The 8,395-nt window shown below is 54.7% G+C and carries 10 protein-coding genes; 9 read left to right on the top strand and 1 reads right to left on the bottom strand.

Features of this window, described 5'->3' with window-relative positions:
* Positions 1-253 (bottom strand): IS30 family transposase (locus CEE36_08665; GenBank protein ID TKJ41377.1); only part of this gene is annotated, 253 nt, incomplete at its 3' end.
* Between the two features lie 333 nt (positions 254-586).
* Here CEE36_08665 and CEE36_08660 point away from each other — a divergent pair.
* The 9 genes from CEE36_08660 (at position 587) to CEE36_08620 (ending at position 8,357) form a co-directional block, all read left to right on the top strand.
* Positions 587-1,066, top strand: a complete 480-nt coding sequence (locus CEE36_08660) for a hypothetical protein (protein TKJ41376.1) — start codon at positions 587-589, stop codon at positions 1,064-1,066.
* The gene (locus tag CEE36_08655) at positions 1,063-1,812 is read left to right on the top strand and encodes a hypothetical protein (GenBank protein ID TKJ41375.1); all 750 of its coding nucleotides are present in this window, start codon (positions 1,063-1,065) and stop codon (positions 1,810-1,812) included. Before CEE36_08660 ends, CEE36_08655 begins: the two co-directional genes overlap by 4 nt.
* A complete protein-coding gene (locus tag CEE36_08650) occupies positions 1,809-3,065 on the top strand; it encodes a DNA helicase UvrD (GenBank protein TKJ41374.1) in 1,257 nt (418 codons plus the stop codon). The genes CEE36_08655 and CEE36_08650 overlap by 4 nt, the downstream gene beginning before the upstream one ends.
* Positions 3,066-3,206: 141 nt before the next feature.
* Positions 3,207-3,704, top strand: a complete 498-nt coding sequence (locus CEE36_08645) for an HIT family hydrolase (protein TKJ41373.1) — start codon at positions 3,207-3,209, stop codon at positions 3,702-3,704.
* Positions 3,705-3,831: 127 nt separating this feature from the next.
* Positions 3,832-4,023, top strand: a complete 192-nt coding sequence (locus CEE36_08640) for a prevent-host-death family protein (protein ID TKJ41372.1) — start codon at positions 3,832-3,834, stop codon at positions 4,021-4,023.
* On the top strand, positions 4,010-4,276 hold the full coding sequence (locus CEE36_08635; GenBank protein ID TKJ41371.1) for a type II toxin-antitoxin system mRNA interferase toxin, RelE/StbE family: 267 nt from the start codon (positions 4,010-4,012) through the stop codon (positions 4,274-4,276). Before CEE36_08640 ends, CEE36_08635 begins: the two co-directional genes overlap by 14 nt.
* A gap of 15 nt (positions 4,277-4,291) precedes the next feature.
* Positions 4,292-6,367 (top strand): ATP-dependent DNA helicase RecG, encoded by a 2,076-nt coding sequence (locus CEE36_08630; protein TKJ41370.1) that lies wholly within the window; start codon positions 4,292-4,294, stop codon positions 6,365-6,367.
* Positions 6,367-7,344, top strand: coding sequence for a hypothetical protein (locus CEE36_08625; protein ID TKJ41369.1), 978 nt, complete (start codon positions 6,367-6,369; stop codon positions 7,342-7,344). Before CEE36_08630 ends, CEE36_08625 begins: the two co-directional genes overlap by 1 nt.
* Positions 7,335-8,357, top strand: a complete 1,023-nt coding sequence (locus tag CEE36_08620) for a hypothetical protein (GenBank protein TKJ41368.1) — start codon at positions 7,335-7,337, stop codon at positions 8,355-8,357. The genes CEE36_08625 and CEE36_08620 overlap by 10 nt, the downstream gene beginning before the upstream one ends.
* Positions 8,358-8,395 lie beyond the last annotated feature (38 nt).

The raw sequence follows: 8,395 nt of genomic DNA, 5'->3' as shown, positions 1-8,395 counted from the left end.
TGATGGATATACCCGGATGGTCTATCTCTATCCTGCCCGATATCTGCTCAGGCGACCAGTCCTGGGTGAGCTTGGACACCACGTAACCCCTGATCACCTTGCTCTTTAATCGCATCCTGCGGCTTGCCTTTGACCTGCGCTTATCCGCTCGTACCTGAGCACGATGGTCTATGTAAAAGTCGTAGGTAGGCGAGGGGTTGCGCCGCAACTCACGCGAGATGGTAGAGGGACTCCTGCCTAAAACACGGCCCATCTCTCGTATAGATCGCCCGTCTCTACGCATCGTATCTATACCCTATGAGCGCATAAAGCGCTCAAGGGGCACGCTGTCACCTCACGCTCCTTCAGTCCAAGATGTTGGTATCTTGAGTGCATACGTCCTCAGAATAACGAAATCCCTCTCGCTTTCCAAGGTGTTGCACTTCATTATTGAACCCACGATTTACAACTTTAAAATCTACTCCGCAATCGTCGCCCTTCGGTGAAATTTGAAATCCCTCTAGGGGTGAATCCTTGACTTAACCACTCACCTCGACTATACTGCCTCGTGGTTGACGTTTACCTCTCCCTGCCTTCGTGCTTGACCATGGTTTCAGCGGCTGCCGAGATATATCCCGAAGAAACCGTAGGTTATCTCGTGGGCTATTCCACCAAATCGAAATTCATAATCGAGTACGCCGCGGTCTTCCAGGCGATAGAATCGGACCAGGAGTTCGCCTGGATAGACGAGAACCGCACGGCGCGCATCAACCGGATCATAAACCGCTTCGCCGAGGGGATGGAGATTGTCGGGACGTTTCATTCCCATGCAGGCAAGGGCTCTCAAAAGGCCGTTTCCTTACCCTCACCTGCCGATGTCAACCACATCCTACCCGATGAGGTGGAGCTGATTGTAGCCTTGAACCCAAAGCGCAAAGAGGTTGCCTGGAACGAAGGCCGCTACACGATCTACGGAACGGTGGACAAATTTCACGTGGAGATAGGTGGCTTTGTGAGGACATCCGCCGGACGGGGCTGGAAACGAGTGCACATCAACTGCTCGGGCGTAACCGGGGTGATACCATGATGACTAAGCATCCCTTCAGCAGAGTCGCCGACTACTACGATACCCTGATGAAGGGGATCGATTACTCCGAGTGGGTAAACTATACCATTGACCTCTTCAAGCACTTCGGCCATAAGCCTAAGCGAGTGCTGGACTTAGCGTGTGGGACCGGCTCGGCCACCCTTGAGCTTGTTCGCCGGGGTTTCGAGGTAACCGCAATCGATCTCTCAAGCGAGATGCTTGAGATTTTAAGAAAGAAAAAGAAGGCCCACAAGATCGAGATCATGAAGGCGGACATGCAGAACTTCAAGCTCTCTCATCCGGTGGATGCGGTCACCTGCTACTTCGACAGCATCAATTACCTTACGGAGGAACGCGCGCTCAAGAGATGCTTCCGCTGCGTTCACGACGCCCTGGCAGAAAAAGGCATCTTCGTATTCGACATGAACACCATCTACGGGCTGGCAAAGGTATGGGGCACGAATACACTGGTAAGGGAGATAGACAACATCTACTCGGTCTGGCGCTCGGTCTACGACGCCAGCAAGTATATCTCTACGCTTTACCTGACGCTTTTCGTGGGCGATGGAAAGTTCTATAAGAGGGTTGAGGAGGTACATCAGGAACGCGCCTATCCCATGGAAAAGATCGAAGAACTCCTCCGGGAAGCGGGATTCTCAACGGTAAAGATATTCGCCCACATGACCACCAACTCCTTCCTGGACATAAGCTCACGGGTAATGATCGTCGCGGAGAAGAAGAAATGAAGATAGTGGCCGACCTTCACCTTCACTCGCGTTTTTCGCGCGCGACCAGCAAGAACATGCGCATCCCCGAGATGGCGCGGATGGCAAAACTCAAGGGGATAGGACTTCTGGGAACCGCGGACTTTACCCATCCTGGCTGGCTTGACGAACTTAACCGGCATCTTATCGAGGCCGGGCCGGGAATCTATGAATACGACGGCATAAAGTTCATACTCACCGCAGAGGTGTCGGGCATCTACACCCGCAAGGGGACGCTGCACAGGATACACAACGTGATATTCGCTCCATCCTTCGACGATGTGGAAAAGATCTCGAAGTTCCTTGGCCGGTTCGGCAGCCTGACCTCGGACGGGCGTCCAACCCTTGGCCTTGACTCAGAGGCGATGTTGGAGGGAGTGCTTTCGATTTCCCCGGACAGTTTTATCGTTCCTGCCCACATCTGGACGCCCTGGTTCTCGCTCTTCGGCTCCAAGTCCGGGTTCGACTCCTTAGAGGAGTGCTTCGGGCGCTATTCGAAGGAGATCTTCGCGGCCGAGACCGGCCTTTCATCCGATCCGGCCATGAACTGGAGGCTGTCGGCACTTGACAGGATAACCCTTATCTCCAACTCCGACGCGCACTCGCCCGCCCGCATGGGACGCGAGGCCAACATCTTCGACATAGAGCCCTCGTTCTATGAGCTGAAGGACTCACTCAAACAGAAGGACCCGAAGCGAATGCTCGGCACCATCGAGTTCTTCCCTCAGGAAGGCAAGTATCACTACGACGGGCACCGCAACTGTAACATTCGCCTGGCGCCGGGCGAGTCGATCGGGGGGAAAAATATCTGCCCCCGCTGCGGCAAGCCGCTTACACTTGGGGTCCTTCACCGCGTAGAAGAGCTTGCCGACCGGCCCGAAGGCTTCCATCCTACGGGCGCACTGCCCTACTACTCAATAATACCTCTGGCTGAGTTGATCGGCGAGGCCAAGGGCATTGGCCGGGACACCGCCGGGGTAGGCCACGTCTACGAACGGGTATGCCAGGAGCTGGACGGCGAGTTCAATGCCCTGCTGTGGGCGGATACCGAAGAGATAGCACGGGTGGCCGGGCGCGAGATCGCTCAAGGCATAGCCAGGATGCGGAAAGGCCAGGTCAAGGTGGAAGAAGGCTACGACGGGGTGTTCGGCACGGTAAGCGTATTCTCCAGGGAAGAAGAGGCCGAGAAGAAAGATGAAGATGAAAAAGACCATGAGCAGTTGTCGCTTTTCTGAACTCAATGCGTGTTGTGCAAAAGTAGTATCTCTAGTTGTGTGGAAATCCCTGTGGACACCAAATGAACGGCAACCCGTTCCAAATTTCTGCGGATGGAAGACCGTAAAAAAACCTGACTTCTCTATAGATAGAGGCATGTAATGAAAAAACTCTGGGCACCCTGGCGAATGACCTACATCAGGGAAGCGTTATCTGACGAAGGGAAGGATAGGTGCGTTTTGTGTGAGATCGGTTCCGCCCAGCCCCAGGACGACGAAAAGAACCTGGTTTTGGCCCGCGGTGAAAACGTGTTCGTGGTCTTGAATCGCTTCCCTTACAACAACGGCCACCTCATGGTGACGCCCTACAAGCACACAAAAGAGCTGGCCGAGCTTTCAGACGACGCTTTAGCCGAGCTCTTGCGTTTAACCCAGCGCTCGATAGACACACTTCGCCGGGCGGCCAATCCTGACGGGTTCAACATAGGAACCAACCTCGGCAGGGTGGCAGGCGCCGGGATCGAGGATCACCTGCACCTTCACGTGGTGCCCCGCTGGTCAGGCGACACCAACTTCATGCCCGTTTTAGCCGACGTTAAGGTAATCTCTCAGGCTCTCGCCGAAACCTGGCGGGAGCTCAAAGAAAACTGGCAATCCTGAGTGATCTCTTCTTGGAGTATACACTCAGAGGGATGACTAAGTGACTCAACAGCCATCTTGACACTACACGGAACGTAAATATAGTAAGAAGGACAAGGCGAAACAAGTCTCCTGAAGGAGGAAAGATATGGAACGAGGCCGGGAAAAGTACGTAGTAGATGAAAAAGGCCAAAGGACAGCGGTAATCATTCCCCTCAAGGAATATGAGGAACTTCTGGAAGATTTACATGATCTTGCAGTGGTTGCCGAACGTAGGGATGAGCCGACCCTGTCCTTTGAGGAACTTAAAAAGAAGCTGCAAAGGGATGGCCTCCTATAATATCCGCTGGAAGCACTCAGCGGAAAAGGACTTAAGGAGCATCGATCCACAGCATATCCCACCAATAATAGAAGCGGTTGAATCCCTTGGAGATAATCCCTTTCCGCCACACCATCGCAAACTTCGCGGTGCAGAACGGATTTATCGAATTCGGATCAAGGACTACAGAGTGATTTATCAAGTAGATGATAAGGCAAAGGTCGTAATCGTTTATCATATTCGCCACCGAAGCCAAGCTTATCGCCAACCATAAGAATGATTCACCTATCTGTCTCATCGGGGGGATACGACGCTGAAGCCTGAGACACCTGTTCAGTACCTCAAAGGGATCGGACCCAAGAGAGCGGCACGGTTGTCGAAATTGGGTATCGAGACGGTCGAGGATCTGCTGTTCCATCTGCCCACCCGGTATATAGACCGCTCCAACCCGGTGCCCATAGCGTCGGCACAGATCGGCCAGGAGGCTACGTTCGTGGTCAAGGTTATGGGAGCTTCTTTCCGCAGGAGCAGGCGCGGGCCGCTGGTGCAGATACTTGTGGCAGACGAAAGCGCCCAGATGTACGTGGTCTGGTTCAACCGGCCTGACCTGCGAGGCAAGTTCAAGCCCGGTGAGAAGCTGTTAGTCTCAGGTCAGATTACCTTTTACGACCAGATGCAGATGGTGAACCCCTTCTTCGAACGGCTGGATGCCAACCCCGATTTCTTCGAGAGGCCCATCTTTCCGGTGTATCCTTTGACCGAGGGTCTTGCTGCATGGGAGGTGCGCAGGGCCGCAAACCGCGCGTTGGATGAGCTGGATGAGCTGCCGGAAACGATTCCTCCCGAACTCATGCAGAGACACGAGCTCCCCGGCATCATGCAGGCTTTACAGTACGTGCATCGGCCCAAAGAGATGGCCGAGATCGAGAAGGGGCTTGCAAGGCTGCGCTACGAGGAGCTGTTCTACTTCGAGGCTCTGATCGCGATGAGGCGAAGGAACCTTGAGGAGGGAATCAAGGCTGAACCGTTGCTCTCCGAAGGTAAGTTGACCAAGGGTTTTCTCAAGGCGCTTCCGTTCGAGCTGACCCGTGACCAGCTGAAGGTGATAGCCGAGATAGGTGCTGACATCTGTGGTAAGAACCCCATGCACCGCCTGCTGCAGGGCGACGTTGGGTCAGGCAAGACGGTCGTAGCTTTATACGCGATGCTTGCGGCTGCCGATGCGGGCAGGCAGGCGGCGATGATGGCACCCACCGAGATTTTAGCCGAGCAGCACTACAACAAATGGGGAAACACGCTTGCAGCCATTGGAGCAAGACCGCTCCTGCTCACCGGGAGCCTGAAGAACAAAGAGAAGGAGGAGCGTCGCGAGATGATCGCCCGAGGCAAGGCGGATATGATCTTCGGCACACACGCGCTGATCGAGGAGAACGTTGAGTTTAGAGACCTGGCCCTGGTTGTCGTGGACGAGCAGCACCGCTTCGGGGTGATGCAGCGAGCGGCACTGGCTTCCAAGAGCGAAGTGAGGCCTCACGTACTTGTGATGTCGGCAACACCGATCCCCAGAACCTTAACCCTTTCCTACTACGGCGACCTTGACGTATCTGTTATAAAGGAGAAACCCAAAGGGCGAGCGGAGCGAAAGACGGAGCTTGCCTACGAGAGCAGAAAAGAAGGCGTGTACAGATGGCTGGAGGAGAGATTAAAGGAAGGCGATCGAGCGTACGTGGTCTGTCCGTTGATAGAGGAGTCGGAGAAGCTTGAGCTCTCCTCGGCCAAGGAGACCTTTGACGAGCTGGTGGAAAGACTGGGCGATCAGAGGGTGACCCTGGTGCACGGCAGGATGAAACCGCAGGAGCGTCAGCTAGCCATGTCCAGGTTCCGTAAGGGAGAAGTCGAGGTGCTTGTCTCGACCACTGTGATCGAGGTGGGGGTGGACGTTGCAGAGGCTACCATCATGATAATAATGCATCCCGAGCGCTTCGGCCTTGCCCAGCTTCACCAGCTTCGCGGAAGGATAGGCAGGGGCTCAAGGCCTTCGCGCTGCGTATTGCTGATGCCTTCCGGGCTCTCGCCAGAGGCAAGCCAACGCCTGACCTTCTTCGCAAACACAGAGGACGGGTTTCTTTTGGCAGAGGAGGATTTAAGGATACGCGGCCCTGGTCAGATCATGGGTAGGCGCCAGCACGGGCTGCCAGACCTGAGGATTGCAGACTTACTGCGAGACCGGGATCTGCTTATGGCCGCACAAAAGGATGCTTTCAAGATATTAAAGGAAGATCCAGAGCTTAAAAAACATCCGCGTGTCTCGGCAACCATCCGGCGCAGACACGCACAAAGCTTGGAACTCTTAGGGGTGGCTTGATGAAAAGATTTGCAGCAACAGCCGCAGTTGCGCTCCTGGCGACAGGCTGTAACTATAAACCCTCCTCTGTAGGCCGGGCGCGAGACGTGCTGGTCTTTACCGAGCATAAAGAGGTGATCGAGCAGGAGCTGGCGTTTGCTCTGGGAAAACAGATATTCACCCCGCAGCCCGCTAAGGAGTTCATCGTTCGCTACATGGAACCAGGGGAGTTAGCTAACCGTCTGACCCAGCACGGCATACTGATCGTGGGATTCGAGCAAGACTCCTTGACAAGCAGTTTGTTTCCTGACCTTTCCGCAAACGACTCGTTCGCGCTGTACCGAATCAACGATATATGGGCAAAAAACCAGAGCGTTTTGGTCTTCATGGCTCGTGATACGTTGAACATGCTCTTGGGACTGAAGGCGGTCCGCTCAAAGCTCCACGAAACATTCAAATACCGACTGCTACAACGCCTGCAGGCAATGACCTACGGCAAGGGCGAAGACGCCGAGCTTTCTGAAGATATAGAGACTTACGGCTTCAAGCTCAATGTCCCGAAGGAGTGGCTGCTGGATGAACGCTTCGCTGAGCACAACTTCATCTGGGTTCACGCTCATGAACCTGATCGCTCTATCTTCATCTACTGGGAGGATAAAGAAAGGCCCGAGGTTTCACGCGAAGCGATGCTTTCCTTACGCGACAGCCTGACCGCCCGCTTCTACGAGGGAGACTATCTGGACTCAACATTCACAACTGCAGGGGCGTCCTACTTCCGCGCCAGCGAGGCGATACGCATCGAAGGGGTCTGGCAGAACGATTCTATGATAGTGGGTGGGCCGATGATTGGCTTCTCGTTCAACGAGGGCGGCCGCTTCTGGATGATAGACGCCATGCTTTTCTACCCCGCTCCTCCTACCAAGAAGGTCTTCTGGCTGAACCAGCTTGAGGTGATCCTTGCCACATTCGAGCCGCTTAAGGCGTCTAAATCGGATTAGTGAGAAAACGAGTATACATATCTACTGCGGAGCGCTCCGGGGCGCTCTACGCCGGGCTTATAAGCCAAGAACTCAAGAAAGCAGGGACCCAGATCATCTGGCCGGCTGCACTCCAAGAAAGCGATGCCCCTGTGGGATTTGCAGCAGGGATAGAAGGCGCGGGGGAGGCTCTGGTAAGGATGAAGCGTATAGAACGGGAGGTGCGCAGGGTGAAACCGGATGTGTTCCTCGCGGTGGCCTGGTCCGAGCCGAACACGATACTCGGATTGAGGCTTAGGGATCTGAAGGGGATGCGTCGGGTGTTCTTCGCCCCGCCCCAGCTGTGGGCATGGGGCCGGTTTCGGGCGACACTCCTGCGTAAAGGCTACCACTCCCTTCTTTGCCTGTATCCAAGGGAGGCCGCTTTCCTGGGCTCCCTCGGACTACCGGCACGCTTTACAGGCAATCCGTTGGTCGAACATCTTACCCCCTACTTCGATGTGAAAAGAAAAACCTCAAGGGCCTCGAGGAGGAGTATAGCCCTGCTTGCGGGCAGCAGGCCGTCTGAACAGTCAAGACACAAGACGCTGCTCAAAGGATTCAGGGACGCCTGGAAGCAGCTCTACCCAAAGGACAGGGCTATATGGCTCTTCCTTACAGAGGGTGAAGCAAAAGACGCTTCCTTCCTTTTGGAAGGCTACGACAAAGCAACAGGAGGCAGCACGCGTTACCGAGCGCTGGCAAGTGCTGACCTTGCAGTGGTGGCATCCGGCACGGCCTGTCTTGAAACCGCACTCCTGGGAATACCTCAGGTTGTATTCTATTCGCTGCCCAGGTTGGAGGTAGCACTCATACGAATGCTTGCACGAGTCAAACACTTCGCCCTGCCCAACGTGATCATTGCAGAGGATGCGGTGCCCGAGCTCCTCAATCCCCATGTAGGGGATCTTGTTGAGGAGGCTAAATTAACCATCTGCAAGCCTAAAGAGGCCCGAGAACTTGCGATAAGGCTCAGGAAGGAACTCACCACTTGACAATCCCAAAACTTTGCTTAGCATACTTCAGCAAGCAA

This window comes from candidate division TA06 bacterium B3_TA06 (assembly GCA_005223075.1).
In the GTDB taxonomy this organism is placed as follows: domain Bacteria; phylum Hydrothermota; class Tepidihabitantia; order B3-TA06; family B3-TA06; genus B3-TA06.
Note: the sequence above shows the minus strand (reverse complement) of the source record. Positions and strands in the feature narration are given on the sequence as shown.

Coding starts and splice junctions, on each gene's coding strand:
- CEE36_08655 (TKJ41375.1), top strand. CDS start 1,063: ATGATGACTAAGCATCCCTTCAGCAGAGTCGCCGACTACTACGATACC.
- CEE36_08650 (TKJ41374.1), top strand. CDS start 1,809: ATGAAGATAGTGGCCGACCTTCACCTTCACTCGCGTTTTTCGCGCGCG.
- CEE36_08625 (TKJ41369.1), top strand. CDS start 6,367: ATGAAAAGATTTGCAGCAACAGCCGCAGTTGCGCTCCTGGCGACAGGC.
- CEE36_08635 (TKJ41371.1), top strand. CDS start 4,010: ATGGCCTCCTATAATATCCGCTGGAAGCACTCAGCGGAAAAGGACTTA.
- CEE36_08640 (TKJ41372.1), top strand. CDS start 3,832: ATGGAACGAGGCCGGGAAAAGTACGTAGTAGATGAAAAAGGCCAAAGG.
- CEE36_08645 (TKJ41373.1), top strand. CDS start 3,207: ATGAAAAAACTCTGGGCACCCTGGCGAATGACCTACATCAGGGAAGCG.
- CEE36_08660 (TKJ41376.1), top strand. CDS start 587: ATGGTTTCAGCGGCTGCCGAGATATATCCCGAAGAAACCGTAGGTTAT.